Source organism: Streptomyces sp. NPDC050085, assembly GCF_044460595.1.
GTDB lineage: Bacteria > Actinomycetota > Actinomycetes > Streptomycetales > Streptomycetaceae > Streptomyces.
The window spans coordinates 1-25,986 of record NZ_JBITJZ010000015.1; the positions used below are offsets into that span (position 1 = coordinate 1).

Here is a 25,986-nt window from a genome sequence, read left to right on the forward strand (position 1 = left end):
TCGCCGTCGACAACCCGATCCCGGCGCCGCCGTTCTGGGGCACCCGCGTCATCAAGGGCATCCAGCTCAAGGAGTACGCCTCCTGGCTCGACGAGGGCGCCCTGTTCAAGGGCCAGTGGGGCCTGAAGCAGGCGCGGACCGGCGACGGACCCTCGTACGAGGAGCTGGTGGAGAGCGAGGGCCGCCCGCGCCTGCGCGGCTGGCTCGACGAGCTGCACACCAAGAACATGCTCGAGGCGGCCGTCGTGCACGGCTACTTCCCGTGCGTGTCCAAGGGCGACGACCTGATCATCCTGGACGACGCGGGCAACGAGCGGACCCGGTTCTCCTTCCCCCGCCAGCGGCGCGGCCGGCACCTGTGCCTGGCGGACTTCTTCCGCCCCGAGGAGTCCGGCGAGATCGACGTCGTCGGTCTCCAAGTGGTCACGGTCGGCTCGAAGATCGGTGAAGCCACGGCAGAGCTGTTCGCCTCCGACTCCTACCGCGACTACCTCGAACTGCACGGCCTGTCCGTCCAGTTGGCCGAGGCCCTCGCCGAGTACTGGCACGCGCGCGTCCGCGCCGAGCTCGGCTTCTCCGGGGAGGACCCGTCCGCGATGGAGGACATGTTCGCCCTGAAGTACCGGGGTGCCCGCTTCTCCCTCGGCTACGGCGCCTGCCCGAACCTGGAGGACCGCGCCAAGATCGCCGAGCTGCTCGAGCCCGAGCGGATCGGCGTCCACCTCAGCGAGGAGTTCCAGCTGCACCCCGAGCAGTCCACCGATGCGATCGTCATCCACCACCCCGAGGCGAAGTACTTCAACGCGCGGTAATTCCGCCTGGTCGTACACTGGTCGGTCCAGCGCAGGCCGGTCGCCCTCCCGCTCAAGGAGGGGGACCGGCCTTCTCGTCCCTCATGGAGGTGTGCCCGGATGACCAGTACGGTCCCCGCACTCGGTACCCGAACGGCCGAAGGCTCCACCCTGCAGGCCGTGCTCCTCGACATGGACGGAACCCTCGTCGACACCGAGGGCTTCTGGTGGGACGCCGAAGTGGCCGTCTTCGCCGCACTCGGCCACACCCTCGACGACACCTGGCGGCAGGTCGTCGTCGGCGGCCCGATGACCCGCAGCGCCGGATTCCTCATCGAGGCGACCGGCGCCGACATCACGCTGCCCGAGCTGACCGTGCTCCTCAACGACGGCTTCGAGCGGCGCATCAGCCAGTCACTGCCGCTGATGCCGGGCGCCGCGAGACTCCTCGCCGAGCTCGCCACGCACGACGTCCCGACCGCCCTCGTCTCCGCCTCCCACCGGCGCATCATCGACCGCGTCCTGCACTCGCTCGGCGCCCACCACTTCCGGCTCACCGTCGCCGGCGACGAGGTCTCCCGCACCAAGCCGCACCCCGACCCCTATCTGCTCGCCGCCTCGGGGCTCGGCGCCGAACCCGCGCGCTGCGCCGTCATCGAGGACACCGCGACGGGCGTCGCCGCCGCCGAGGCCGCGGGCTGCCACGTCGTCGCCGTGCCGTCCGTCGCGCCCATCGAGCCCGCACACCGGCGCACCGTCGTCCCCTCCCTCGAACACGTCAACCTGCCTTTCCTGCATGGCCTGATGACGCCCTGACGGCCCGGCCGTGGCTGAATTACCGCCTCCACCAACGCAGTTGAACGTGTGACCTTTCCCACTCCACGGGGGGTCGACAGGTTCACCCCGCCGTGCTGCGCGCCCGTTCCGCGCGCGCTCGGCCGTGACCTTGTGTCCCGATTGGTAGCCCCCTGCGCCGAACCTTCCTCCTGAGGTGTTTTCGGTGCGTCCACGCCCGGTTCCGCTGCGTGATGGGCACCCCCCTCCAGTGCCTGCGGACCGTGACGGCGAGCCCATTAATGTCGTCGCGAGAACATCGCCGTACCCCTCCCGTGACCCGTGCGCACCACCCCCGCCTCCGGTCCGCGGGATCAACAGCTCTGGAGAACGTCGAGCATGAACCGCAAGACTTTGGTGCTGCCGGCCGTCGTCGGCCTGCTTGCCCCCGTCCTCGCCGCCTGCGGCGGGTCCGACGGCGGGAGCGGGGGCGGCGACGCGATCGCCGTGGGCACCACCGACCGGTTCATCGCCTCCGGCAAGGTCCCCGCGCCGTTCGACCCCGCGTACGCCTATGACGCCGGGTCCTGGAACGTGCTGCGCCAGACCGTGCAGACCCTGATGGCGATGCCCCGCAGTGGCAGTGGTGACCCGGTCCCCGAGGCCGCCGAGAGCTGCATCTTCTCGGACAGCGGCAGCGAGCGGTACGCGTGCACCCTGCGCAAGGACCTGACGTTCGCCGACGGCAGCGCCGTCACGGCCGCCGACGTCAAGTACTCCATCGACCGCGTCCGCGCCATCCACAGCAGCAGTGCCTCGTACGGTCTGCTCTCCACGATCGACACGATCGAGACGCAGGGCGACCGCAAGGTGATCTTCCACCTCAACACCCCGGACGCGACCTTCCCGTACAAGCTGGCCACCCCGACCGCCGGCATCGTCAACCCCGACGACTACGACAAGAAGAAGCTGCGCGACGGCTTCGACGTGGACGGCTCCGGCCCGTACACGATGAAGGCCGAGGTCAAGGGCAACACCGTCGTCAAGACCGTCTTCACCAAGAACCCCCACTACAAGGGGCAGTTGAAGCCGAAGAACGACAAGGTGGAGCTGGTCTCCTTCGACAGCGCCGACGCCATGGGCAAGGCGCTGGAGAAGGGCGACATCGACATGATGACGCGCACCATGTCGCCGGAGCAGATCAACACGTACTCCACCAACCCGCCGGAGAACATCAACCTGGTCGAGATGCCGGGCATGGAGATCCGCTACCTCGGTTTCAACACCGTGGCGCCCAGCGTCAAGAGCAAGGCCGTCCGCCAGGCCATGGCCCAGGTCGTGGACCGCGGCGCGCTCGCCTCGAGTGTCTACGGCACCAGCGCCGAACCGCTGTACTCGCTGGTGCCCGCGGGCATCACCGGTCACCAGAACTCGTTCTTCAACAAGTACGGCGACCCGGACAAGGCCAAGGCCGCGTCCACGCTGAGCAAGGCGAACATCACGACGCCGGTCAAGCTCACCCTGCACTACACGACCGATCACTACGGCTCGGGCACCAAGAAGGAATTCGAGGTCCTGCAGAAGCAGTTGAACGCCAGCGGCCTGTTCGACGTCGACATCAAGGGCGACGTCTGGGACACCTACCGCGACGCCCAGCTCAAGGGCGAGTACGACGTGTACGGCCTCGGCTGGTTCCCCGACTTCCCGGACGCCGACAACTTCCTCGCGCCGTTCCTCGACAAGGACAACTTCCTCGCGTCGCCGTACGCCAACAGCACCATCCGGGGCGAGCTGATCCCGGCCGAGCGCCGCGAGGCCGACCGGCTCACCGCGTCCAAGAGCCTCCAGCAGATCCAGAACACCGTCGCCGACGACGTGCCCGTCCTCCCGCTGTGGCAGGGCAAGCAGTACGTCGCCGCCCGCGACGACATCACCGGAGTGGAGTGGGCGCTGTCCTCCTCCTCGGTCCTCCAGCTGTGGGAGCTGGGCCGCGGCGTCAGCGGCTGAGCCCCATACCCCTGACGCACCGCACGACTTACCGCACGACTGACGACAAGGCACGTACGTGAGAATGCGCAACCAGTGGCTCGTCCCGCCCCTCGGCGTGGGCCTGGCCGCGGCCCTGCTGACCGGCTGTGGCTCGGACTCGGGCGGCGCCGGCGCCACCGGTGACTCCGTGGTCATGGGGATGTCCGACGACATCCAGGCCACCGACCCGGCGTCCGGCTACGACCCGGGCTCGTGGCTGCTGTTCAACAACGTCTTCCAGTCCCTGCTCAGCTTCCCCAACGGAGGCACCGAGCCGGAGCCGGAGGCCGCCGACGAGTGCCACTTCAGCGACTCGGCCACCAAGGTCTACTCGTGCACGCTGCGCTCGGGCCTGAAGTTCAGCAACGGCAACGAGCTCACGTCGAAGGACGTCAAGTTCTCCTTCGACCGCATGATGAAGATCAACGACGACGCCGGTCCCGCGATCATGTTCCCGATGCTGGACAAGGTCGAGACGCCGGACGCCAAGACCGTCGTCTTCAAGCTCAAGTACGCCGACGCGACCTTCCCCAGCAAGATCGCCTCCGGTGCCGGCTCGATCGTCGACCACACCGCGTACCCCGCGGACAAGCTGCGCACCGACGGCAAGGCCGACGGCTCGGGCCCCTACAAGCTCGACTCGTTCGGCAAGGACGAGGCGGACTTCTCCGTCAACGGCAGCTACCGCGGCACCGCCAAGGTGAAGAACTCCGGCGTCACCATGAAGTTCTTCCACGGCGACCAGGCAGGCCTGAAGACGTCGCTGCTCGCCGGTGACGTCGACCTCGCCTACCGCGGTCTGGCCGCCAAGGACGTCGCCGACATCGAGGCCTCGAACAACAAGGACATCGACGTCGTCGAGGGCACCAGCGCCGAGGTCCAGCACCTGGTCTTCAACGTGAAGGACCCGGTCGCCGGCAAGCTCGCCGTGCGCAAGGCGATGGCCTACCTGATCGACCGCGACGCCCTCATCGACGAGGTCTACGACAACACCGCGACCTCGCTGTACTCGATCATCCCGGCGGGCATCACCGGTCACAACACCGCGTTCTTCGACACGTACGGCGCACGCCCCTCGAAGGAGAAGGCCGAGGCCGCGCTGCGCGGCGACGGCCTCACCGGCAAGGTCAAGCTCACCCTCTGGTCCACGCCGTCCCGCTACGGCCCGGCCACCGACGCCGAGTTGAAGGCGATCGCCAAGCAGCTCAACGCGAGCGGCCTGTTCGACGCCGACGTGAAGTCCGTCGAATTCGCCCAGTACGAGCGGGACATCAAGTCCGGCAAGTACGGCGTCTACGTCAAGGGCTGGGTGCCCGACTACCCGGACCCGGACAACTTCACCCAGCCGTTCTTCGGCGAGGGCAACGTCCTCGGCAACGGCTACACCAACAAGACGATCACCGACACGATCATCCCGGACACCGGCGCCCAGAGCGACCGCTCCACCACCACCAAGCAGTACGACCAGCTGCAGAACATCGTCGCCGACCAGCTGCCGATCCTGCCCGTGTGGCAGGCCAAGCAGTACGCGGTCGTGCGCGACGGCGTCTACGGCCTGGAGAACTGCCTCGACGCATCGACCGTCTTCCGGTTCTGGGAGATCAGCAAGGGCTGATCCCCGGCGCCACGCGCACACGCGAAGGCGGCGGCCACCTCCGGGTGACCGCCGCCTTCGTCGTCCTGTCCGACCGGGTCCGGCTACTGCGCGCCGGGGCGGACGAGCCCGCTCTCGTACGCGTACACGGCCGCCTGCACCCGGTCGCGCAGCCCCAACTTCGTCAGGACATGGCCGACATGGGTCTTCACGGTCGTCTCGCTCACGAACAGGTCGGCGGCGATCTCCGCGTTCGACAGGCCGCGCGCCACCAGCTTCAGCACCTCGACCTCACGCTCGGTCAGCGTGTGCAGCGTGTCCGGCACCGGCTCGTCGCCCGACGGCAGATGGTCCGCGTACTTGTCGAGCAGCCGACGCGTGATGCTCGGCGCGAGCATCGCCTCCCCACCCGCCACCACCCGGATCGCCTGCACCAGCTCATTGGCCGGGGCGTCCTTCAGGAGGAAGCCGCTGGCGCCCGCCTTCAACGCCTCCACCACGTACTCGTCGAGATCGAAGGTCGTCAGGACCAGCACCTTCGCCGGACCGTCCCGACCGGGCCCGGTGATCTGCCGGGTCGCCTCGACCCCGTCCATCCGCGGCATCCGGATGTCCATGAGCACCACATCGGGCTGCAGCGCCCGCACCTGATCGAGAGCCTGCAGGCCGTCGCCGGCCTCGCCGACGACCGCGAGGTCCTGCTCGGCCTCCAAGATCATGCGGAAGCCCGTACGCAGCAGCGGCTGGTCATCGACCAGTAGGACGCGGATGGCCACGAAACTCTCCTTCGATAGTCCGGCCCCATTCTGCCCTGCTAGCCCTCACCGGACCCGGGCGCCCTTACCTGCAACGGATACGGCGGGGGAGTCCCGCCGAATTCCGGACAAACGGCCTGGTGGTCGCACCAACCGCACAGCTTCGTCGGCCGCGGCCGCCACTCGCCCGTCTCCGTGGCCTGCCGGATCGCGTCCCACAGCGCGTGCAGCTTGCGCTCGACCCGCTCCAGGTCCGCGATCACCGGGTCGTACGTCAGCACGTCCCCGCTGCCCAGATACACCAGCTGCAGCCGCCGCGGCACGACACCCTTCAGCCGCCACACCACCAGGGCGTAGAACTTCATCTGGAACAGCGCGCCCTCGGCGTACTCGGGGCGGGGCGCCTTGCCCGTCTTGTAGTCGACGATCCGTACCTCGCCGGTCGGCGCCACGTCGACCCGGTCGATGATCCCGCGCAGCCTGAGCCCCGACTCCAGCTCGGCCTCGACGAACAGCTCCCGCTCCGCCGGCTCCAGCCGCGTCGGATCCTCCAGCGTGAACCACCGCTCGACCAGCGCCTCCGCCTCGCCGAGCCACCGGGTCATCCGCTCGCCCGCCGCGTCCTCGTCGGCATCGGCGAACAGCTCGCCCAGCTCGGGCCTGGCCTCCCGCAGCCGGTCCCACTGCCCGGGGATCAGCGACTTGGCCCGCGGCGCCGTCCGCTCCCCGGCCGGCGCGTCGAACAGTCTCTCCAGCACGGCATGGACCAGCGTGCCCCGCGTCGCCGCCTCGCTCGGCTTCTCCGGCAGCTTGTCGATCACCCGGAACCTGTACAGCAACGGGCACTGCATGAAATCGCTCGCGCGCGACGGCGAGAGCGACGCCGGCGCGGCGGCGGGCTTCGCGGGGCCGCTCTCGGGCGTGCTCTCGGGGCCCGTCTCGGTACTGGTCTCCATGCCCCACGACGATACGGCCCGCCACTGACAGTCAGGCACCTGCGCGTTCCCCGCGTCTTGCGTAGCGTGGCCCCGGGGGAGTCGCCGGGGGCCACCGGACACCGTCCGCATACCATCGACGCCAGAACGTCCCGCCCGGCGGCGGGAATCGCTTCGAACGAGGGGACCGAGGGATCACCGTGGACGAGAGCGGCCAGCCGCAGTCCGGCACCGGCGAGGCGACCCCGCCCACGGCCTTGCCGAACCCCGGCACGGCGGAGCGGACCCCGCCGGAGGACACCTCCTCGACCGGGCGCGATTCCGCCGAGGCCGCGAGCCCCTCCGGCGAGCAGGATCCCGCACCGGCCCGGGACGCGACCGGCCGCGACGCGGACCCGGCCGCGCAGGACGCGCCCGAACCGGACCCGCGCCCGGCGCAGGACGCGACGCAGGACGTACCCCCCGCCCGGTCCGCCCGCGAGAACCACGCACACGACCGCCACCCCGAGCGCGCCGCCGCCACCTCGGGCAACCGCAAGGGCCCGGCCAAGACCCCCGAACCCCGCGGCGGCATCCTCATGGGCCGTCCGTTCGGCGTCCCCGTCTACGTCGCGCCCAGCTGGTTCCTCGTCGCCGCCCTGATCACCTGGGTGTTCGGCGGCCAGCTCGACCGCGTCCTGCCCGAACTCGGCGCGGCCCGCTACCTGGTCGCCCTCTTCTTCGCCGTCGCCTTCTACGCGTCCGTGCTCGTCCACGAACTCGCGCACACCGTCGCCGCCCTGCGCTTCAAGCTGCCGGTCCGCCGGATCCAGCTGCAGTTCTTCGGCGGCGTCTCGGAGATCGAGAAGGAGTCCGAGACCCCGGGCCGCGAATTCGTCCTCGCCTTCGTCGGACCGCTGCTCTCCCTCGTCCTGTCCGGCGTCTTCTACCTCTGCATGATGGCCGTGGAAGCCGGCACCGTTCCCGGCGTCCTCCTCGCGGGCCTGATGGTCTCGAACCTCATCGTCGCCGCGTTCAACCTCCTGCCGGGCCTGCCCCTCGACGGCGGCCGCATGCTCCGCGCCGTCGTCTGGAAGATCACCGGCAAGCCCATGAGCGGCACCATCGCCGCCGCCTGGGTCGGCCGCGCCCTCGCCGTCACGGTCCTCATCGGCCTGCCGCTGCTCACCCAGTCCGGCGCACTCGGCCAGAGCGCCGAGGACGTCAGCGGCATGGACACCGTCACGGACGCGCTCCTGGCCGCCATCCTCGCCGCGATCATCTGGACCGGCGCCGGCAACAGCCTGCGCATGGCCCGCCTGCGCGAACACCTCCCGGAACTGCGCGCCCGCACCCTCACCCGCCGCGCCGTCCCGGTGGAACCCGCGACCCCGCTCTCCGAAGCCCTGCGCCGCGCCAACGAAGCGGGCGCCCGTGCCCTCGTCGTCGTCGACGCCGACGGAGAACCCCGCTCCCTGGTCCGCGAGGCCGCCATCGTCGGCGTCCCCGAACACCGCCGCCCCTGGGTCCCCGTCAGCGGCCTCGCCCAGGACCTCACGGACGGCATGCGCGTCTCCGTGGAACTCGCGGGCGAAGACCTCCTCGACACCCTCCGCGCGACCCCGGCCACGGAATACCTGGTGGTCGAGGACAACGGAGCCATCTACGGAGTCCTCTCCGCGGCCGACGTGGAACGCGCATTCGTGAAGGCGATGGCCCGGCCCTCCTGACCTGCAGCGGCCGCCCCCGGCGTCCCGCCGCCGCGGCACGGCATCCTGCCCGAGCCCGACCGCACCGAGCAGCCCGACGAACGCCGCCGGCGGACGCAGCCACCACCAGGCGCCGCCACGACGTGGTCACGCGACCGTTGGTCCTCGTCCTCGCGATCCTGCGGACCATCGCGTCGATATGCCGCGCAAGCGTCTCCCGCGCATCGCTGTCCTGGGGGAGCAGTCCCGACAGCTCGACACCCTGCTTGACGATCGCGCGGGTCATCGGGCGCTTGCGGCGAGCCTGCAGCAGCCCGGCCCCGTACGCGCGTACCGGCACGGGTTCACTCCCACGGGCACCGCGCGGCACCGTGGTCGGCGCCCCGCGCCAGGGCCGGTAGGCTGGTCACATGTCCGAACCGACCGGTGCCGCCCGCCGACGCGGGCCCTTCAAGGTCGGGGACCAGGTTCAGCTGACCGACCCCAAGGGCCGCCACTACACGTTCACGCTCGAAGAGGGAAAGAACTTCCACACCCACAAGGGTTCCTTCCCGCACGACGAGCTGATCGGCGCACCCGAGGGCAGCGTTGTCCGCACCACCGGAAACGTCGCCTACCTCGCGCTGCGCCCCCTGCTCCCCGACTACGTCCTGTCCATGCCCCGCGGCGCCGCCGTGGTCTACCCCAAGGACGCGGGGCAGATCCTGGCCTTCGCCGACATCTTCCCCGGCGCCCGCGTCGTCGAGGCGGGCGTGGGCTCCGGCTCCCTCAGCAGCTTCCTGCTGCGCGCCATCGGCGACGAGGGCATGCTGCACTCCTACGAGCGCCGCGAGGACTTCGCCGAGATCGCCAAGGGCAACGTCGAGCGCTACTTCGGCGGCCCGCACCCCGCCTGGCAGCTCACCGTCGGCGACCTCCAGGACAACCTGTCCGACGGTGACGTCGACCGCGTCATCCTCGACATGCTCGCCCCCTGGGAGTGCCTGGACGTCGTCAAGAAGGCGCTCGTCCCCGGCGGCATCCTGTGCTGCTACGTGGCCACCACCACGCAGCTCGCCCGCACCGTCGAGTCCATCCGCGAGATCGGCTGCTTCAACGAGCCGACCTCCTGGGAGTCGATGATCCGCAACTGGCACGTGGAGGGCCTCGCCGTCCGCCCCGACCACCGGATGATCGGCCACACCGGCTTCCTGCTCACCGCCCGCCGCCTCGCGGACGGCGTCGAGCCGCCCATGCGCCGCCGCCGCCCCGCCAAGGGTGCCTACGGCGAGGACTACGACGGCCCGAACGCCGACGGCGGCAACCGAGGCCGCTGACCCGCACCGGGTAACACCAGGGCCACACCTGGGCACGTACAACTCCACAACGCACCGGCGCCGCCGCCGAGTTCCCCACCTCGTACGGGAACTCGGCGGCGGCGCCCGTCCGTTGACCCGGGTGACACACCGGCAGCACCCCGCCCCACGCGCCACCGCGGATACGCGGAATCAGCGGAATCATCGATACCCCCCGCCGTTCCTCTCCCCTGTGACGTATGGCACGATGCTGGCCACCCCCACCGGCACAGCCCTCACAGGAGACGCTCCTAGTGCAGCAGCCCCCCCGGCAGTCGATCCCGGAACTGGCGCACACCACCACCCGCCCCATCCACTGGCTGGCCACCGCGGCCGCCCTCGCCGCCGTCGTCGCGGCCTCCGGCTTCCTCCAGCCGGACTCCGCCACCGCGGCCCAGGCCGACGCCAAGACGGCCACCACCAAGGCGCACGCCGTCGCCCCGCCCGACCCGGCGGCGGTCCACTTCCCGATCAACTGCGGGCCCGTGAAGGTCGTCGTCCAGAAAAAGGCCTCCGGCGACCTCGACGGCGACGGCAGACCCGAGACGGTCGCCGCGGTCCGCTGCGACGCAGGCTCAGGCACCCCGCCCAACGGGCTGTACGTCCTCACCCGGCCCGACGGAGCCGGACCCCGGATCGTCGCCACCCTCATCGCCCCGAAGGACAACTTCACCGTCACCGCGCTCGACGTACGGGCCGGAGCCGTCACAGCCACGCTCGAGGGCTACTCGAGCCCCGACGTGCCGCGCTACCGCCCCGACGTCCACGACAAGGCCAAGTGGCAGTGGCAGAACGGGGCGTTCGTCCGCTCCACCCCCGCCGCGGCAAGCAGCGTCTGACCTCACGCGAAGGGCCCCGCCCACCGGTTCACACCGGCGGGCGGGGCCCTTCACCGTCCGCACGGACGGTCACCTCACGCTCACTCCGCGTCCGGACCGAACACCTCGACGCTGTCCGAAACCCGACGTACGTGGATGCAGTCGCCCGGGCACTCCTTCGCGGACGCCACCACATCCGTGAGGAGCGGAAGCGGTACGGGCGTTGAGGCACCGGGGTCCTGCAACAGCTCGTCGTCCGGGCTCTTCACATATGCGAGCCCGTCGATGTCCAGCTCGAACACCTCGGGCGCGTACTGGGCACAGATCCCGTCGCCGGTGCACAGGTCCTGGTCGATCCACACCTCCAGCGGAACGCCGGTGTCGATGCCGGATCCGGCCTCTTGCTGCACGGTCATGCTCTCCTGCCGTTTCCTGCGTCGTGGCCCCGGAATTCCGACTTCACAGGAGCAAGTCGGGCCAGGCCTGACGGGTGTTGAACACTTCGACCCTACAACCGCCCGCTTTCCGATGTTGTTGGGTGGGTATTCCCCTGGCGTGAGGGAGAGCGCAAGGGTGAAGATCGGACACACCCCCATTGTCTTTGTGATCTAGGGGTTTCAATCGACACCCGCCCAGGTAGGGTCTGGAAGCGTCCAGCTCCCCTTGGAGGAGGTGAGGACCGTGGCAGCCCACGACGACGACATCAACCGCGGCATCCGCCCGGGACGAGGGTCCGACGACCCGGCCGGGCAGATTGCCTATCTCGAGCAGGAAATCGCCGTCCTGCGGCGCAAGCTCGCCGACTCTCCGCGTCATACGAGGATTCTCGAAGAGCGGATCGTCGAGTTGCAGACCAACCTGGCCGGAGTGTCCGCCCAGAACGAACGGCTCGCCAACACACTCCGCGAGGCCCGCGACCAGATCGTGGCCCTCAAGGAAGAAGTCGACCGGCTCGCACAGCCGCCGGCCGGCTTCGGAGTCTTCCTCACGGCGAATGAGGACGGTACCGCCGACATCTTCACCGGCGGCCGCAAACTCCGTGTGAACGTGAGCCCGAGCGTCGAGCTCGAAGAGCTCCGGCGCGGCCAGGAAGTAATGCTCAACGAAGCGCTCAACGTGGTCGAGGCCATGGAGTACGAGAGCGTCGGCGACATCGTCACCCTCAAGGAGATCCTCGAGGACGGCGAGCGTGCCCTCGTGACCGGGCACACCGACGAGGAGCGGGTGGTGAGGCTCGCCGAGCCTCTCCTGGACGTCACCATCCGCCCCGGCGACGCCCTCCTTCTCGAACCCCGATCCGGCTACGTCTACGAAGTCGTACCCAAGAGCGAAGTGGAAGAGCTGGTCCTCGAAGAGGTCCCGGACATCGGCTACGAGCAGATCGGCGGCCTGGGCAACCAGATCGAGCTGATCCGCGACGCGGTCGAACTGCCCTACCTCTACCCGGACCTCTACAAGGAGCACGAACTGCGGCCGCCCAAGGGCGTACTGCTCTACGGGCCCCCCGGATGCGGCAAGACCCTGATCGCCAAGGCCGTCGCCAACTCCCTCGCCAAGAAGGTCGCGGAAGTGACCGGACAGGGCCAGGGCAAGAGCTTCTTCCTCAACATCAAGGGTCCCGAGCTTCTCAACAAGTACGTCGGTGAGACCGAGCGGCAGATCCGCCTCGTCTTCCAGCGGGCTCGCGAGAAGGCCAGCGAGGGCACGCCCGTCATCGTCTTCTTCGACGAGATGGAGTCCCTGTTCCGCACCCGTGGCTCCGGTGTCAGCTCGGACGTGGAGAACACCATCGTCCCGCAGCTGCTCGCCGAGATCGACGGCGTCGAGGGCCTGCAGAACGTGGTGGTGATCGGTGCCTCGAACCGCGAGGACATGATCGACCCCGCCATCCTGCGACCCGGCCGACTCGACGTGAAGATCAAGATCGAGCGCCCGGACGCCGAAGCGGCCAAGGACATCTTCGGCAAGTACCTCACCGAGCGGCTCCCGCTCCACGGTGACGACCTCACCGAGCACGGCAGCGACAAGGCCGCCACGGTCCACGCCATGATCCAGACGGCCGTGGAGCACATGTACGCGGAATCCGAGGAAAACCGCTTCCTGGAAGTCACGTACGCCAATGGCGACAAGGAAGTCCTGTACTTCAAGGACTTCAACTCCGGCGCAATGATCGAAAACATCGTCGGCCGCGCCAAGAAGATGGCCATCAAGGCCTTCCTCGACCAGAACCAGAAGGGCCTCAGGGTCGCTCACCTCCTCCAGGCTTGCATCGACGAGTTCAAGGAGAACGAGGACCTGCCCAACACCACGAACCCGGACGACTGGGCCCGGATCTCCGGAAAGAAGGGCGAGCGGATCGTCTACATCCGCACGCTCGTCACCGGAAAGCAGGGCGCAGACACCGGACGCTCCATCGACACGGTGGCGAACACCGGTCAGTACCTGTAAAAGACAGGGTGGCTGCGGGTGCCCGGACACGGGTACCCGCAGCCCACTGTTTTTCCAGGCAACTAACCGCGAACGACCACGCGATCACCTGCTCGACGTCGGAGCGAAGCAATGACGCAAATGATCTCCCCACCAGCGCAAAGGCGTTCTAGGCTCTTCCATGCCGCCGAGTCGCGCCGTGCGGGGACGGGCACCGCACACGCACCGGAGAACCAGCGGTACTTGAGCGCCGCCCCCGACCGAGGGCGCCGCCGGGCAAGGAGGGCCGCATGACCGTACGGCGAGTAATGGGCATCGAGACGGAGTATGGAATCTCCGTCCCCGGCCACCCCAATGCCAATGCCATGCTCACCTCGTCCCAGATCGTCAACGCGTACGCGGCGGCGATGCACCGGGCCCGCCGCGCCCGCTGGGACTTCGAGGAGGAGAACCCGCTGCGCGACGCGCGAGGCTTCGACCTCGCCCGGGAGGCCGCCGACTCCAGCCAGCTCACCGACGAGGACATCGGCCTGGCCAACGTCATCCTCACCAACGGCGCGCGCCTCTACGTCGACCACGCACACCCCGAATACAGCTCACCCGAGGTCACCAACCCCTGGGACGCCGTCCTGTGGGACAAGGCCGGCGAGCGCATCATGGCCGAGGCCGCCGAGCGGGCCGCCCAGCTCCCCGGTGCCCAGCCGATCCACCTCTACAAGAACAACACCGACAACAAGGGCGCCTCCTACGGGACGCACGAGAACTACCTGATGAAGCGGGAGACCCCCTTCTCGGACATCGTGCGCCACCTCACGCCCTTCTTCGTGTCCCGTCAGGTCGTCACCGGAGCGGGCCGCGTCGGCATCGGCCAGGACGGACACGAGCACGGCTTCCAGCTCAGCCAGCGCGCGGACTACTTCGAGGTCGAGGTCGGCCTCGAGACCACGCTCAAGCGCCCGATCATCAACACGCGGGACGAGCCGCACTCCGACGCGGAGAAGTACCGCAGGCTCCACGTGATCATCGGCGACGCCAACCTCTCCGAGATCTCGACCTACCTGAAACTCGGCACGACGGCGCTGGTCCTCTCCATGATCGAGGACGGCTTCATCGCGGTCGACCTGGCCGTGGACCAGCCCGTCCGCACCCTCCACCAGGTCTCCCACGACCCGACCCTCCAGCACCTGATCACGCTGCGCAGCGGCCGCACACTGACCGCGGTCCAGCTCCAGATGGAGTACTACGAACTCGCCAGGAAGTACGTCGAGGAGCGCTTCGGCGCCGACGCGGACGACCAGACCAGGGACGTGCTCACCCGCTGGGAGGACGTCCTCGGGCGTCTGGAGTCCGACCCCATGAGCCTGTCCGGCGAGCTGGACTGGGTCGCCAAGCGGGAGCTCATGGAGGGCTACCGCCGCCGTGACGACCTGGACTGGGACGCCGCGCGGCTGCACCTCGTCGACCTCCAGTACGCCGACGTACGGGCCGAGAAGGGCCTGTACAACCGTCTGGCGGCACGCGGCAAGATGAAGCGCCTCCTGGACGAGTCCGAGGTCGAAAGGGCCCGTACGAAGCCTCCGGAGGACACCCGCGCCTACTTCCGCGGCCGCTGCCTCGAGCAGTACGCGGACGACGTCGCCGCGGCCTCCTGGGACTCGGTGATCTTCGACCTGCCCGGCCGGGACTCGCTCCAGCGCGTCCCAACCCTCGAGCCCCTTCGCGGAACGCGAAATCACGTGAAAGAGCTCCTTGACCGGTGCCGCACGGCCGAAGATCTGGTCCGGGTCCTGTCCGGCGGCTGATCGGCGGCTGAAAAGTCGGCGGCAGGGGAATCACAGAGGTGGGCCCCGCACGTTGCACAAAGTGCGGGGCCGATGTCAGACCCGACTTGTAGGGTTCTGATCACGAACGGCCTGAACGACGTGAATGTCGAACCGAGCGGGGTGAGCTGGACATGGCAACCAAGGACACCGGCGGCGGACAGCAGAAGGCGACGCGCAACACCGAGGAGGTCGAGGAGCAGGCGCAGGACGCGCAGGCGACCGACGACCTCAAGGAGCGCCAGGAGAAGCTGAGTGACGATGTCGACTCGGTTCTGGACGAGATCGACGACGTCCTCGAGGAGAACGCCGAGGACTTCGTGCGTTCCTTCGTTCAAAAGGGTGGCCAGTAAGGCGCTTGCTTCTTTGAACTGAAGGTGAGCCGGCGGAGGAAGTCGGTGTGTGCTGCGTGATCGAGGAGTGCCCGCCAGAGGGCGCTTCCCGCTCGGTCACGCAGCAGCACCGCAGAAGCCTTCAAGGTTCCGGCAGCTCATGTGGATCACAGCCGCGAGACGGGTAGGGTCCGTGGCGTACCGAGCTTCAACTGCATTTACGTGGAAGGAAACGCGTGGAAGCCAACCCTCGTAGCACCGGGCGTCTGCCGGCAGCCTTCCTGACGCCTGGATCGTCGTCCTTCATGGACTTCTTGTCCGAGCACCAGCCCGAAATGCTGCCCGGCAAGCGGCAGTTGCCGCCCACGCAGGGCGTCATCGAGGCCCCGCACGGCACGACCATCGTCTCCGTCACGTTCCCCGGCGGCGTCGTGCTCGCCGGTGACCGTCGGGCCACGATGGGCAATGTCATCGCGCAGCGCGACATCGAGAAGGTCTTCCCGGCGGACGAGTACTCGGCCGTCGGCATCGCCGGCACCGCCGGTCTGGCCGTCGAGATGGTCAAGCTCTTCCAGCTGGAGCTCGAGCACTTCGAGAAGGTCGAAGGCGCCCAGCTGTCGCTGGAGGGCAAGGCGAACCGGCTCTCGACGATGATCCGGTCGAACCTGGGCATGGCCATGCAGGGCCTGGCCGTTGTGCCGTTGTTCGCCGGGTACGACGTCGATCGCGAGAAGGGGCGGATCTTCTCGTACGACGTCACGGGCGGGCGCAGCGAGGAGACGGGGTACGCCGCCACCGGTTCCGGTTCGGTGTTCGCGCGGGGGGCGATGAAGAAGCTCTACCGTGCGGATCTGTCGGAGGAGGAGGCGACGACGCTGGTCGTGCAGGCGCTGTACGACGCGGCGGACGACGACTCGGCGACGGGCGGTCCGGACATGGCGCGCCGGATCTTCCCGATCGTCACCGTGATCACGGACGAGGGCTTCCGGCGGCTCACGGACGACGAGTCGTCGGCGATCGCCCGCTCGATCCTGGATCGGCGTATGGAGCAGCCGGACGGCCCGCGGGCCGCACTGCTGTGAGTTGACTGCTCCTCAGCCTCTGGTTCCCCACTGAGTTGTTACTGACAGAAAGGGACGGATAGCCGGTGTCGACGCCGTTCTATGTCTCACCCCAGCAGGCCATGGCCGACCGCGCGGAGTACGCGCGCAAGGGCATCGCCCGCGGTCGCAGCCTGGTTGTGCTGCAGTACGCCGACGGCATCGTGTTCGTCGGCGAGAACCCGTCCCGTGCTCTTCACAAGTTCAGCGAGATCTACGACCGGATCGGCTTCGCGGCCGCCGGCAAGTACAACGAGTACGAGAACCTCCGTATCGGCGGCGTCCGTTACGCGGATCTGCGGGGCTACACGTACGACCGTGACGACGTGACCGCGCGTGGTCTGGCGAACGTGTACGCGCAGACGCTGGGCACGATCTTCTCCAGCGCCGGTGAGAAGCCGTACGAGGTGGAGCTCGTCGTGGCGGAGGTCGGTGAGTCGCCCGAGGGCGACCAGATCTACCGGCTGCCGCACGACGGGTCGATCGTCGACGAGCACGGCTCGGTGGCGGTCGGTGGCAACGCGGAGCAGATCAGCGGTTACCTGGACCAGCGGCACCAGGACGGCATGTCGCTGTCGGAGGCGCTGAAGCTGGCGGTCCAGGCGCTGTCGAGGGATACGAACGGGACGGAGCGGGAGATCCCCGCGGAGCGTCTCGAAGTGGCGGTGCTCGACCGTACGCGGCCGCAGCAGCGGAAGTTCAAGCGGATCGCGGGGCGGCAGTTGTCGCGTCTGCTGACGGCGGAGGGGGCGGCCGAGGTCTCGAAGGCCGCTTCGGAGGCCGTGTCCGACGAGAGTTCGTCCGAGGACGACTAGCGGTAGTCCGCGGAGCGTTCGTCGTCCTTGTGCGTGTGCCCCGGCCGGTTCGCGAACCGGCCGGGGCACACGCATGTCAGGACTCGGTGCGCGGTGGTGGTGCCGTGGAGCCGCGGACGATCAACTTGACGGGGAGCGGGGCGGTTTCGGGCTCGCGGCCTTCGAGGACGGCGATGAGGGCGGCCATGCCGCGTTCGCCGAATTCCTCGGCGGGCAGGCGCACGGTGGTGAGTTCGGGTTCGACGGCGGTGGCCAGGGAGAGGTCGTCGAAGCCGGTCACGGAGAGCTGCTCGGGGATGCGCAGGCCCATGCGGCGGGCGGCCTTGTAGGCGCCGGTGGCGAGCTTGTCGTCGTCGCAGACGAGGACGGTGGGCGGGGTGAGGCCGGAGGTGTAGAGGGCTCGTTCGGTGGCGGCGAGGGCGGCTTCGACGGTGAGGGCGGAGCGCACGGTGCGGACGGTGGTGCCGGGCACCTGGGCGGTGCGGGCGGCCAGTTCGGCGGCGCGTACGTCGAAGGTCCAGGAGTCGACGGCCGAGGCGAGGTGCAGGAAGTGGCGGTGGCCGAGGCCCAGCAGGTGGTCGGTGAGCTGGCGGGTGCCGTCGGTGAGGTCGAGGTTGACCGTGGTGGCGCCGTGGCTGCCGGCCGGGTCGCTGTCGAGCATGACGAGGGGCAGGTCGTCGCCGCGCAGCGCCGTGAGGGCGTCGGCGGCCATCGAGGAGGCGAGGATGCCGTCGAGCGCGGCGCGGGCGGAGGGGAAGGGGTCGCGGGCGGGGCCGATGCCTGCGGGGGAGGGGTAGAGGACGACGCCGAAGTCGTGCTGCGCGGCGACGCGGGCGGCCCCCGTGTAGACGCCTGCGAAGAACTCGTTGGTGAGTTCGGGGACGACGAGGAGCGCGGTGCGGGTGCGGCCGAGGCGGAGGTTGCGAGCGGCGAGGTTGGGGCGGTAGCCGAGGCGGCGTGCTGCGGTGCGGACGCGTTCGGCGGTGGCGGGGGAGACGCGGCCACGCCACTTGTCGCCCATGACGAGGGAGACGGCGGCCTGGGAGACGCCCGCGGCACGGGCCACGTCCCGGCTGGTGGGGCGGCCGGTCGCCGTCCCGTCCGTACCGCTGGTCACTGCTGCCTCCGTGTGTTTCGTCCCGGGGCCCGGGGTGGTCGACGTTATCGGGTGGCCCTGACTGCAGCGTACGTGGTACGTATAACCCCGCGACGTTATACGTAAAACTTCCATGGACAGGGTGGGGCGATGGCCGCGGGGTATGCGGAGATCCTCAGGGCGCGGCACGCGATGCGGCTGCTCACGGGGACGCTGGTGGGCAGGCTGCCCAATGCCACGGCGGCGATCGCCATCGTGCTGTTCATCCGGGACCAGGGCGGCACGTACAGCCTGGCGGGTGCGCTCGCCGCGGTGTACGGCGTGGCGAACGCGATCGGACAGCCGGTCCTCGGCCGCCTCGTCGACCTGCGGGGCCAGCCGAAGGTGCAGCTGCCCGCGGCGATCGCCTCGGCGCTCGCGATGACCGGCTTCGCGTTCGCGGGCACGGACGCGCTCGCCCTGTCGTACGTGGCCGTGGCCGCGGCCGGGCTGTTCACGCCGCCGCTCGAGGGCGGCCTGCGTGCGCTGTGGCCGAACGTGCTGCCGCGCGAGGAGCAGGTGCACACGGCGTACGCGATGGACGCGATCGCGCAGGAAGTCATGTTCACCGTCGGCCCGTTGCTGGTGACGGTGTGCGTGTCGCTGTGGTCGGCGCAGGCCGCGCTCGTCGTTCTGAACGTGGTCGGTGTCCTCGGCGCGCTGTCGGTCGTGGTGTCGAAGCCGTCGCGGGAGTGGCGTTCCGCGCCGCGCGAGGCGCACTGGCTGGGTGCGCTGCGCTCGCCGGGGCTGCTCGTGCTGCTCGGTGCCTTCCTGTTCATCGGGCTCGCGCTCGGTTCGATCACGGTGGCCGGGGTGTCGTACGCGGACGGGAACGGCGGCTCCGAGACGAACGCGGTGTACGGCTGGATGATGGCGGCGCTCGGGCTCGGCGCCCTCGTGGGCGGCACGGTGTACGGGGCGCGGCAGTGGAGTGGGCCTCCGGAGGCGCGACTTCGGTGGCTGGTGGCTCTACTGGCGCTGTTCTACGTGCCGTTGACGCTCATGCCGGGGCCGGTGGCGATGGTGGCGCTCACGGCGGTCGCCGGGGTGTTCCTCGCGCCGTGCATCGCCTGCGCGTTCATCGTCGTCGACCGGCACGCGCCGCAGGGCACCGTGACCGAGGCGTTCTCGTGGCTCGTGACCACGTTCACGGTCGGGGCGAGCGTCGGAACGGCCGTGGCGGGCCCGGTCGTCGAGTGGGGCGGCACGCGCTGGGGCTTCGCCGTGCCGGCCGTCACGGGCGCCGTCGCGCTGCTCGTGCTGCTGGCCACGGGCCGGGTGCTGACGGAGCCTCGCACCTCCGGGCGTGTCGCGCTCTCATCGGAAAATGATCCAAACCGTGCTGTCGAACCCCGTTTCAGCTCGGGGGATCGGGCGTAATGTTCAGTCATGGACCGCCGCATTTTCGGGCTGGAGAACGAGTACGGCGTCACATGTACGTTTAGGGGACAGCGCCGCCTGTCACCTGACGAGGTGGCGCGGTACCTCTTCCGCCGTGTCGTGTCATGGGGCCGCAGCAGCAATGTCTTTCTGCGGAACGGCGCCCGCCTCTATCTGGACGTGGGTTCGCATCCGGAATACGCAACACCGGAATGTGACAACGTGACCGAGCTGGTCACCCACGACAAAGCGGGCGAGCGCATTCTGGAAGGCCTGCTCGTCGACGCCGAACGCCGCCTGCACGAGGAGGGAATCGCAGGCGACGTATACCTGTTCAAGAACAACACCGACTCGGCTGGAAACTCCTACGGCTGCCATGAGAATTACCTGGTGGCGCGGCACGGGGAGTTCTCGCGGCTCGCGGACATCCTCATCCCCTTCCTGGTCACGCGTCAGCTGCTGTGCGGCGCGGGCAAGGTGCTGCAGACTCCGCGCGGTGCCGTGTACTGCGTGAGCCAGCGCGCCGAGCACATCTGGGAGGGCGTCAGCTCCGCGACGACGCGCTCCCGGCCGATCATCAACACCCGCGACGAGCCGCACGCGGACGCCGAGCGCTACCGCAGGCTGCACGTCATCGTCGGCGACTCGAACATGTCCGAGACGACCATGCTCCTGAAGGTCGGTGCCACCGACCTCGTGCTGCGCATGATCGAGGCGGGCACGGTGATGCGCGACCTGACCCTGGAGAACCCGATCCGGGCGATCCGCGAGGTCAGCCACGACATCACGGGCCGGCGCAAGGTGCGCCTGGCCAGCGGCCGCGAGGCCTCCGCCCTCGAGGTGCAGCGCGAGTACTACGAGAAGGCCGTGGACTTCGTGGAGCGCCGGGGCATCCGCACCGGCACCGTCGACCAGGTCCTCGAGCTGTGGGGCCGCACGCTCGACTCGATCGAGTCCGAGGACCTCGACGCCATCGGCACAGAGATCGACTGGGTCATGAAGTACAAGCTCATCGAGCGGTACCGGGCCAAGCACAACATGACCATGTCGCACCCGCGGGTCGCGCAGATAGACCTCGCGTACCACGACATCCACCGCCGTCGTGGCCTCTACTACCTCCTGGAGAAGAAGGGCCAGGCGACGAGGATCTGCAACGACCTGAAGATCTTCGAGGGCAAGTCCGTGCCGCCGCAGACCACGCGCGCGCGCCTGCGCGGTGACTTCATCCGCCGCGCCCAGGAGCAGCGCCGTGATTTCACGGTCGACTGGGTGCACCTGAAGCTGAACGACCAGGCGCAGCGCACGGTGCTGTGCAAGGACCCGTTCCGGAGCGTGGACGACCGGGTGGAGAAGCTGATCGCCGGGATGTAGGTCACACGGGCGCGAGCTCGACCAATCCGGCCAAGGGCCCCGTACGAATCATTCGTACGGGGCCCTATCCGCGCCCTTGGAAAAGCTGTGCGAGGGCCTAGAGTGGCCGGACCGTATTCGAGCGACTTGAGGATTCCTGTGCGACGCCGACTTGCAGCTCTACTGATCGTGCCGGCACTGGCGCTGACCGCGGCGGCCTGCGGCAGCGACGACGGCAAGAAGGATTCGGCGGACAAGGCGGACTCGTCCTCCTCGTCGTCCGCGTCGCCGCAGGCGGCCTCGGTGCCCAAGTCCGTGGACAGTGCCGATCCGATGCCGACGGCCGGGGGCGCGTACGGCAAGAAGGCCACGATCACGCTGCCCAAGGGCGACCCGAGCGACAAGTTCGTCGTGCACACCCTGTCCAAGGGCGACGGCGCCGAGGTCAAGAAGAACGACCTGGTGACGATGAACTTCACGGCCAAGCTCTGGAAGGGTGCCAAGGACCTCGGGTCCACGTACGACGGGAAGGGCAGCCCCCAGATGGTGACCGCGGGTGCGGAGGGCCAGCTTCCGGCGTTCTCGCAGGCGGTGCTCGGGCAGAAGGAGGGCAGCCGCGTCCTCGTCGTGGCGCCGCCGGCCGCGGCCTACGGCAGCCAGGGCAATCCGCAGGTCGGCATCTCCGGCACGGACACGCTCGTCTTCGCCGTCGACGTCGGCAAGGTCGTCCCGAAGAAGGTCGAGGGCACGCAGGCCGCGATCCCCTCGAACCTGCCGCAGATCAAGGCCGACAAGGAAGAGGCGGCCACGATCTCCGTGCCGAAGGGCGCCGCGCCGACGAAGCTCGTCGACCAGGTCCTGATCAAGGGCAAGGGCGCCGAGATCAAGAGCGGCCAGACGGTCAGCATGCAGTACAGCGGTGCGGTGTGGAAGGAGAACGCGGGCAAGGCGAAGGCCGAGCTGTTCGACTCCTCCTGGAAGCGCGGCGGCCAGCCGTTCACGACGGCCATCGGCCAGGGCCAGGTCATCCCGGGCTGGGACAAGGGCATCGTCGGCAAGCACGTCGGCGACCGGGTCCTGCTGGTGATCCCGCCGGACCAGGGCTACGGCAAGCAGGCTCAGGGCGACTCCCTGCCGGCGAACTCGACGCTGGTGTTCGTGGTCGACATCCTCTCCGCGCACTGAGCGTCCTGCCGAGGGTCCTTCGGTACGCCGTCCAGGAGATGGCAGACTGTCCCGGTTGTCCAACAGCCAACAAGCAGGAGCAATTCACGTGAGCATCGACAAGCCCGAGATCGACTTCCCGGGCGGCGAGCCCCCGGCGGACCTCGAGATCAAGGACATCTGGGTCGGCGACGGCGCCGAGGCCAAGGCCGGCGACTACGTCAAGGTCCACTACGTGGGTGTGGCCTTCTCCACCGGCGAGGAGTTCGACGCTTCCTGGAACCGCGGCAACCCGCTGGAGTTCCAGCTCGGCGCCGGCCAGGTCATCCAGGGCTGGGACAAGGGCGTGCAGGGCATGAAGGTCGGCGGCCGTCGCCAGCTGATCATCCCCTCGCACCTCGCGTACGGTGAGCGCGGCGCCGGCGGCGGTGTCATCGCCCCCGGCGAGACGCTGATCTTCGTGTGTGACCTGGTCGCTGTCTGATTCGGTCGCGCCGCGACCACAAGCGGTCGCACGAGGGCCCATGCCTGCTGGCATGGGCCCTTCGCCTTGCCCCTGGCTTTTGCCCGTACACGCCGGGGCGGTACGGTCATCCGTCGGGAGCTTTGTAGGGGAAGGGTGTCGATGGCGATTGCCAAGGCCGAGCGGCTGATGAATCTGGCGCTGTGTCTGCTCGGGACGCGGCGTCCGCTCAGCAAGCGCGAGCTGCGGGGGTCCATCGAGGCCTACCTGGAAGCGGGCAGCGACGACTCCTTCAACCGGATGTTCGAGCGCGACAAGGACGACCTGCGCGAGCTCGGCCTGGTCATCGAGACCGTGGAGAACCTGGACGGCGAGGTCGGCTATCTGGCCCGCCGGGACAGCAACCGCCTGCCGCCCGTCACGCTCGACGGGGAGGAGGCCGCGGCCCTCGGCCTCGCGGCGAAGGTGTGGCAGCAGGCCCGGCTCGCCGGTGCCGCGAGCGGCGCCCTGCAGAAGCTGCGCGCCGCCGGGATGCCCGAGGACGTGGACCCGTACGAGAGCCACGGTGCGCTCGAACCCCGGATCCCCGTGCACGAGGCGTCCTTCGAACCGCTGATGCTGGCCTGTCGCGACCGGCGCCCCGTCGTCTTCGACTACCGCAAGGCGACGGCCGCCAGGCCCGAACCCCGGCACGTCGAGCCGTGGGCCCTGGAGTGCTGGCGCGGCCACTGGTACCTGGCGGGCTGGGACCGCGACCGGGAGGCCGAGCGCGTCTTCCGGCTGTCGCGGATCACCGGGAAGGTGCGCTCGCGCGCCGGGCAGTTCAAGGCACAGGTGCCGGACGTGGTGACCGTGCGGGAGACCGTCGCGAGCTGGGCGGGGGAGATGGCCACGCGCTCCGCGTTGATCCGGCTGCGGACGGGCTCCGGGTATCCGCTGCGCGCCAAGGCCGTTTCCGTACGTGAACTGGGCGACGGCTGGGACGAGTTGGAGATTCCGTACGGGCACGGGCTCGACGCCTGGCTCGTGGAGTTCGGCCCCGACGTGGTCGTGCTCGAGCCCGCGGAGCTGCGGGCCGACGTCGTGGACCGGCTGCGTGCCGTGGCCAAGGGCTGAGGGGACACCGACAGACATGGCCTCGAACGCCATCGACCAGACCCGGCGGATGCTGTCCCTGGTCACGTACCTGCGCGAGCGCCCCGGCGCGCGCGTGGAGGACGTGGCCCGGGCCTTCGGGATCACCCAGGACGAGCTGATCTCCGACCTGGACGTGCTGCCGCTGTGCGGGACGAGCTTCCGCGGCGGTGACCTCCTCGACATCGACACCGACGGCGACCGCATCTGGTGGCACAACCCGGACGACGTCGCCGAGCCGCTGCGGATCGCCGCCGACGAGGCGACCGCGCTGCTGGTCGCGGCGCGTGCCGTGGCCACCCTGCCCGGGCTGCGCGAGAGCGACCGGCTCGCGCTGCTGCGGGCGACCGCGAAGCTGGAGGCGGCGGCCGGCGAGGTGGCCGGGGCGAGTGCACGCCTGAACGTCACGTTCGAGTCCGAGGGCGGTGTCTTCGCCGACGTCGACCGGGCGATCTCCGAGCGGCGCCGGCTGTGGATCCGCTACTACTCGCCCGCACGCGACGAGGTCACCGAGCGGGAGATCGACCCGATCCGGCTCGTCTCCGTCGGCCACACCTACGTAGAGGCGTGGTGTCGCAGGTCCGAGGCGCGGCGTACGTTCCGGCTCGACCGGGTCGCCGAGATCAAGGTCCTGGAGGAGTCGTCCGCGCCTCCCGAGATCGAACTGCGTGATCTTTCCGAGGGACTTGTGCAGCCCGCCGCCGAGGACCCCGAGGTCGTCGTCGAGGTCGGACCCGGCGGGCGCTGGGTCGCCGAGTACTACCCGCACGACAGCGCCGAGGAGTTGGCGGACGGTGGTCTGCGGATCACGTTGCGTACGCCCGACCCCTCCTCCCTGCGGCGGCTCGCGCTGCGCCTGGGCCGGGACGGGCACATCGTCGCCCCGGCCGCGCTCGCCACGAGCGCGCGGGACGCGGCGCGGGAGGCACTGGCCGCGTACGACGGGGCGGCGTGAGGCAGTTGGGCACGCCCCGGCCGGCCCCGGGAACGTATGGCGCAGAACGGACGAAAGGTACAAGGTGCTCGAAATGACTGGTGCCACCGGTTTCGCTGATGCCGCCGGACTGTCCGCCACGGTCGCCGCACCGGCGCCCGTCGTCTTCAAGGCCGCCTGCCCGGACTGCCGTGCCCGCTTCGAACTGGGCGCGTCCGCGCTCCGGTTGGTGATCGGGGCCAGCAGCCGCACCACCTTCTACTCGTTCACCTGCCCCGAGTGCGAGGCCGCGGTCCGCAAGCCCGCCGGCGAGCGCATCGTCGAACTCCTCACCGGTGGCGGGGTGCGTACGCTCCGCCTCCACCAGACCGTCTAGGCTCGGCGCATGTTCTGGGCGATGCTGGCCGTGGCTGTGGGTTTCGTAGGACTTGCTGTGCTGGCCGTCCTCGCGATCAAGGTGTTCGTGGAGGCGCAGCGCCTCGGGCGCCAAGTCGCCGACACCACACGGCAGATCAACCGCGCGGCCGAGGAGCTGGAGCAGGCCGCAGTGAGCGTGGCGAAGGCCGGTGGCGAGGTCCGCTGACCTCTGACCTGTGTTTTCCGGGACTTGATGGAAAGCGCTTTACCGCTGTGGCCTGTCGGTGTGCCAGGTTCGCCGGGTACGCTCCTGTGTGCGGCCTGGGAGTGAGGCGCGGGCCGCAACTGGGAGTACGCACAGGGATTGCCCCGTGTTTACCCCCACGGGATACGATCGCTGCCAGCACGGTGGTCGGACAACAGTCCGAAGTTCGACCGGTACCGGCAGTCCCGCCCCTGCCGCCTCAGTGAGAAGGTAAACGGATATGTTCGGAAAGCTCGGCGCACCCGAGATCATCCTGATCCTCGTCGTGATCATCCTGCTGTTCGGCGCGAAGAAGCTTCCGGACATGGCGCGCTCGCTGGGCAAGTCCGCCCGCATCCTCAAGAGCGAGGCCAAGGCGATGAAGAACGAGGGCAACGACACCTCGGCCGCCCCGGCAGAGCCGCAGGACAACACCACGCCCCCGGCCCAGCGCACCATCCAGGCCGCCCCCGGCGACGTGTCGAGCTCGCGTCCGGTGACCGAGCCGACCAACACCACGAAGAGCTGATCAAGCGCTGACTCTAAGGCCGTCCCCCGTCGCGGCGGCCTGCCGCACGAGATGAGGACGTGGGTTGCCCAAGTCTGCCCGCAAG

General features: G+C 69.3%; 25 protein-coding genes. 21 read left to right on the forward strand and 4 right to left on the reverse strand.

Going from position 1 to position 25,986, the window contains the following annotated elements; genetic code table 11:
• The 4 genes from ACIBUY_RS35485 to ACIBUY_RS35500 all read left to right on the forward strand — a co-directional run.
• On the forward strand, positions 1-812 hold an 812-nt coding region (locus ACIBUY_RS35485; RefSeq protein WP_365577026.1), incomplete at its 5' end, for a vitamin B12 dependent-methionine synthase activation domain-containing protein.
• A gap of 99 nt (positions 813-911) precedes the next feature.
• Complete coding sequence (locus tag ACIBUY_RS35490; protein WP_365577028.1) at positions 912-1,607, forward strand: HAD family phosphatase; 696 nt, start codon at positions 912-914, stop codon at positions 1,605-1,607.
• Positions 1,608-1,964: 357 nt separating this feature from the next.
• On the forward strand, positions 1,965-3,572 hold the full coding sequence (locus ACIBUY_RS35495) for an ABC transporter substrate-binding protein (protein WP_399154846.1): 1,608 nt from the start codon (positions 1,965-1,967) through the stop codon (positions 3,570-3,572).
• Positions 3,573-3,630: 58 nt separating this feature from the next.
• Entirely contained in the window at positions 3,631-5,208 is a 1,578-nt protein-coding gene (locus ACIBUY_RS35500) for an ABC transporter substrate-binding protein (RefSeq protein WP_399154847.1), read from the forward strand.
• An 83-nt stretch (positions 5,209-5,291) separates the two neighbouring features.
• Here the strand turns inward: ACIBUY_RS35500 and ACIBUY_RS35505 are convergent, their stop codons facing one another.
• Both ACIBUY_RS35505 and ACIBUY_RS35510 read right to left on the reverse strand, forming a co-directional pair.
• On the reverse strand, positions 5,292-5,963 hold the full coding sequence (locus tag ACIBUY_RS35505; protein ID WP_365577034.1) for a response regulator transcription factor: 672 nt from the start codon (positions 5,961-5,963) through the stop codon (positions 5,292-5,294).
• Positions 5,964-6,001: 38 nt separating this feature from the next.
• A complete protein-coding gene (locus tag ACIBUY_RS35510; protein ID WP_365577036.1) occupies positions 6,002-6,898 on the reverse strand; it encodes a RecB family exonuclease in 897 nt (298 codons plus the stop codon).
• 179 nt (positions 6,899-7,077) lie between these two features.
• Between ACIBUY_RS35510 and ACIBUY_RS35515 the strand changes: the two genes are divergently transcribed.
• The 3 genes from ACIBUY_RS35515 to ACIBUY_RS35525 all read left to right on the forward strand — a co-directional run bounded on the left by ACIBUY_RS35515 (position 7,078) and on the right by ACIBUY_RS35525 (position 10,738).
• Positions 7,078-8,586 (forward strand): site-2 protease family protein, encoded by a 1,509-nt coding sequence (locus ACIBUY_RS35515; RefSeq protein WP_399154848.1) that lies wholly within the window; start codon positions 7,078-7,080, stop codon positions 8,584-8,586.
• A 389-nt stretch (positions 8,587-8,975) separates the two neighbouring features.
• Entirely contained in the window at positions 8,976-9,881 is a 906-nt protein-coding gene (locus ACIBUY_RS35520) for a tRNA (adenine-N1)-methyltransferase (RefSeq protein ID WP_018535043.1), read from the forward strand.
• A 272-nt stretch (positions 9,882-10,153) separates the two neighbouring features.
• Positions 10,154-10,738 carry a hypothetical protein gene (locus ACIBUY_RS35525; protein WP_365577040.1) on the forward strand — a complete coding sequence of 195 codons (585 nt, stop codon included), beginning with the start codon at positions 10,154-10,156 and terminating at the stop codon, positions 10,736-10,738.
• Positions 10,739-10,818: 80 nt separating this feature from the next.
• On the opposite strand, the gene ACIBUY_RS35530 is transcribed toward ACIBUY_RS35525, so the two are convergent.
• Positions 10,819-11,133 (reverse strand): ferredoxin, encoded by a 315-nt coding sequence (locus ACIBUY_RS35530; RefSeq protein WP_365577042.1) that lies wholly within the window; start codon positions 11,131-11,133, stop codon positions 10,819-10,821.
• Positions 11,134-11,398: 265 nt separating this feature from the next.
• On the opposite strand from ACIBUY_RS35530, the gene arc reads away from it, so the two are divergent.
• The 5 genes from arc (at position 11,399) to prcA (ending at position 17,211) form a co-directional block, all read left to right on the forward strand.
• Positions 11,399-13,165, forward strand: a complete 1,767-nt coding sequence (arc, locus tag ACIBUY_RS35535) for a proteasome ATPase (RefSeq protein WP_365577044.1) — start codon at positions 11,399-11,401, stop codon at positions 13,163-13,165.
• A 269-nt stretch (positions 13,166-13,434) separates the two neighbouring features.
• Positions 13,435-14,946, forward strand: coding sequence for a depupylase/deamidase Dop (gene dop / locus ACIBUY_RS35540; protein WP_365577046.1), 1,512 nt, complete (start codon positions 13,435-13,437; stop codon positions 14,944-14,946).
• A gap of 152 nt (positions 14,947-15,098) precedes the next feature.
• Entirely contained in the window at positions 15,099-15,317 is a 219-nt protein-coding gene (locus tag ACIBUY_RS35545; protein WP_365577047.1) for a ubiquitin-like protein Pup, read from the forward strand.
• Positions 15,318-15,532: 215 nt separating this feature from the next.
• Positions 15,533-16,378 (forward strand): proteasome subunit beta, encoded by an 846-nt coding sequence (gene prcB / locus ACIBUY_RS35550; protein ID WP_365577049.1) that lies wholly within the window; start codon positions 15,533-15,535, stop codon positions 16,376-16,378.
• A 65-nt stretch (positions 16,379-16,443) separates the two neighbouring features.
• A complete protein-coding gene (gene prcA, locus ACIBUY_RS35555; RefSeq protein WP_365577051.1) occupies positions 16,444-17,211 on the forward strand; it encodes a proteasome subunit alpha in 768 nt (255 codons plus the stop codon).
• 76 nt (positions 17,212-17,287) lie between these two features.
• Here prcA and ACIBUY_RS35560 read toward each other — a convergent pair whose 3' ends face one another.
• Positions 17,288-18,328 carry a LacI family DNA-binding transcriptional regulator gene (locus ACIBUY_RS35560; RefSeq protein ID WP_365577053.1) on the reverse strand — a complete coding sequence of 347 codons (1,041 nt, stop codon included), beginning with the start codon at positions 18,326-18,328 and terminating at the stop codon, positions 17,288-17,290.
• A 129-nt stretch (positions 18,329-18,457) separates the two neighbouring features.
• Here ACIBUY_RS35560 and ACIBUY_RS35565 point away from each other — a divergent pair, with 129 nt between their 5' ends.
• The 9 genes from ACIBUY_RS35565 to tatA all read left to right on the forward strand — a co-directional run bounded on the left by ACIBUY_RS35565 (position 18,458) and on the right by tatA (position 25,901).
• Positions 18,458-19,726 carry an MFS transporter gene (locus ACIBUY_RS35565; protein ID WP_365577055.1) on the forward strand — a complete coding sequence of 423 codons (1,269 nt, stop codon included), beginning with the start codon at positions 18,458-18,460 and terminating at the stop codon, positions 19,724-19,726.
• A gap of 9 nt (positions 19,727-19,735) precedes the next feature.
• Positions 19,736-21,097: a Pup--protein ligase gene (gene pafA / locus ACIBUY_RS35570; protein ID WP_365577057.1), complete on the forward strand. Its 1,362-nt coding sequence runs from the start codon at positions 19,736-19,738 to the stop codon at positions 21,095-21,097.
• Positions 21,098-21,235: 138 nt separating this feature from the next.
• Positions 21,236-22,261 carry an FKBP-type peptidyl-prolyl cis-trans isomerase gene (locus tag ACIBUY_RS35575; protein WP_399154849.1) on the forward strand — a complete coding sequence of 342 codons (1,026 nt, stop codon included), beginning with the start codon at positions 21,236-21,238 and terminating at the stop codon, positions 22,259-22,261.
• 88 nt (positions 22,262-22,349) lie between these two features.
• A complete protein-coding gene (locus tag ACIBUY_RS35580) occupies positions 22,350-22,724 on the forward strand; it encodes an FKBP-type peptidyl-prolyl cis-trans isomerase (protein WP_365577061.1) in 375 nt (124 codons plus the stop codon).
• 141 nt (positions 22,725-22,865) lie between these two features.
• Positions 22,866-23,819 carry a WYL domain-containing protein gene (locus ACIBUY_RS35585; protein ID WP_365577063.1) on the forward strand — a complete coding sequence of 318 codons (954 nt, stop codon included), beginning with the start codon at positions 22,866-22,868 and terminating at the stop codon, positions 23,817-23,819.
• Positions 23,820-23,835: 16 nt separating this feature from the next.
• Positions 23,836-24,792: a WYL domain-containing protein gene (locus tag ACIBUY_RS35590; RefSeq protein ID WP_365577065.1), complete on the forward strand. Its 957-nt coding sequence runs from the start codon at positions 23,836-23,838 to the stop codon at positions 24,790-24,792.
• Between the two features lie 73 nt (positions 24,793-24,865).
• Positions 24,866-25,147, forward strand: a complete 282-nt coding sequence (locus ACIBUY_RS35595; protein ID WP_365577067.1) for a hypothetical protein — start codon at positions 24,866-24,868, stop codon at positions 25,145-25,147.
• A gap of 9 nt (positions 25,148-25,156) precedes the next feature.
• The gene (locus ACIBUY_RS35600; RefSeq protein ID WP_365577069.1) at positions 25,157-25,354 is read left to right on the forward strand and encodes a hypothetical protein; all 198 of its coding nucleotides are present in this window, start codon (positions 25,157-25,159) and stop codon (positions 25,352-25,354) included.
• A gap of 259 nt (positions 25,355-25,613) precedes the next feature.
• Positions 25,614-25,901, forward strand: a complete 288-nt coding sequence (gene tatA, locus ACIBUY_RS35605) for a Sec-independent protein translocase subunit TatA (RefSeq protein ID WP_365577071.1) — start codon at positions 25,614-25,616, stop codon at positions 25,899-25,901.
• Positions 25,902-25,986: the final 85 nt, after the last annotated feature.

Bases quoted from the DNA above. Each gene is read 5' to 3' on its own strand.
- ACIBUY_RS35495 (WP_399154846.1), top strand. From the start codon at position 1,965: ATGAACCGCAAGACTTTGGTGCTGCCGGCCGTCGTCGGCCTGCTTGCC.
- ACIBUY_RS35490 (WP_365577028.1), top strand. From the start codon at position 912: ATGACCAGTACGGTCCCCGCACTCGGTACCCGAACGGCCGAAGGCTCC.
- ACIBUY_RS35595 (WP_365577067.1), top strand. From the start codon at position 24,866: ATGACTGGTGCCACCGGTTTCGCTGATGCCGCCGGACTGTCCGCCACG.
- pafA (WP_365577057.1), top strand. From the start codon at position 19,736: ATGGACCGCCGCATTTTCGGGCTGGAGAACGAGTACGGCGTCACATGT.
- ACIBUY_RS35520 (WP_018535043.1), top strand. From the start codon at position 8,976: ATGTCCGAACCGACCGGTGCCGCCCGCCGACGCGGGCCCTTCAAGGTC.
- tatA (WP_365577071.1), top strand. From the start codon at position 25,614: ATGTTCGGAAAGCTCGGCGCACCCGAGATCATCCTGATCCTCGTCGTG.
- ACIBUY_RS35530 (WP_365577042.1), bottom strand. From the start codon at position 11,133: ATGACCGTGCAGCAAGAGGCCGGATCCGGCATCGACACCGGCGTTCCG.
- dop (WP_365577046.1), top strand. From the start codon at position 13,435: ATGACCGTACGGCGAGTAATGGGCATCGAGACGGAGTATGGAATCTCC.
- ACIBUY_RS35590 (WP_365577065.1), top strand. From the start codon at position 23,836: ATGGCCTCGAACGCCATCGACCAGACCCGGCGGATGCTGTCCCTGGTC.
- ACIBUY_RS35565 (WP_365577055.1), top strand. From the start codon at position 18,458: ATGGCCGCGGGGTATGCGGAGATCCTCAGGGCGCGGCACGCGATGCGG.
- ACIBUY_RS35545 (WP_365577047.1), top strand. From the start codon at position 15,099: ATGGCAACCAAGGACACCGGCGGCGGACAGCAGAAGGCGACGCGCAAC.
- ACIBUY_RS35585 (WP_365577063.1), top strand. From the start codon at position 22,866: ATGGCGATTGCCAAGGCCGAGCGGCTGATGAATCTGGCGCTGTGTCTG.
- ACIBUY_RS35600 (WP_365577069.1), top strand. From the start codon at position 25,157: ATGTTCTGGGCGATGCTGGCCGTGGCTGTGGGTTTCGTAGGACTTGCT.
- ACIBUY_RS35510 (WP_365577036.1), bottom strand. From the start codon at position 6,898: ATGGAGACCAGTACCGAGACGGGCCCCGAGAGCACGCCCGAGAGCGGC.